This window comes from Streptomyces niphimycinicus (assembly GCF_018883605.1).
Classification (GTDB): Bacteria; Actinomycetota; Actinomycetes; order Streptomycetales; family Streptomycetaceae; genus Streptomyces; species Streptomyces niphimycinicus.
Genome location: NZ_JAHLEM010001109.1, coordinates 1 through 524, shown reverse-complemented (window position 1 = coordinate 524; position 524 = coordinate 1). Strand labels below are relative to the sequence as shown.

The 524-nt window shown below is 74.0% G+C and carries 1 protein-coding gene; it reads left to right on the top strand.

All coding sequences use genetic code 11. The features are described 5' to 3' along the window. Nucleotides 1-524: CorA family divalent cation transporter (locus KN815_RS47980; protein ID WP_301184718.1), on the top strand; the 524-nt coding region annotated here is incomplete at both ends.

Below are 524 nucleotides of genomic sequence, written 5' to 3'. Positions count from 1 at the left end.
CGCCGCCGATGGGACCCCGCGGGAGCCGGACGAGCGCAGCGTGGTGGACGCCGCCGTGTACCGCGACGGCCGCCGGGTCGGCACCCCCCGCACGCTGGCCGCCACCTACCGGCGGCTGCGCGAGGAGACGGGCGCGATGGCGTGGATCGGGCTGTACCGGCCGAGCGAGGCGGAGCTGCTCTCGCTGGCCGAGGAGTTCGATCTGCACAAGCTGGCCATCGAGGACGCGCTGGAGGCCCATCAGCGGCCCAAGCTGGAGCGCTACGGCGAGACGCTCTTCGTGGTGCTGCGCGCCGCCCGCTATCTCGACGCGCTCGAGGAGGTCGACTTCGGCGAGCTGCATGTCTTCGTGGGCCCCGACTTCGTCATCACCGTCCGACACGGCGCCGCCCCCGACCTGTCCGCGGTGCGCGGCCGGATGGAGTCCACCCCCGAGCTGCTGGCGCTGGGCCCCGAGGCCGTGCTGTACGCGATCCTCGACGCGGCCGTGGACGGCTATGCCCCGGTGGTGGCGGGGGTGCAGA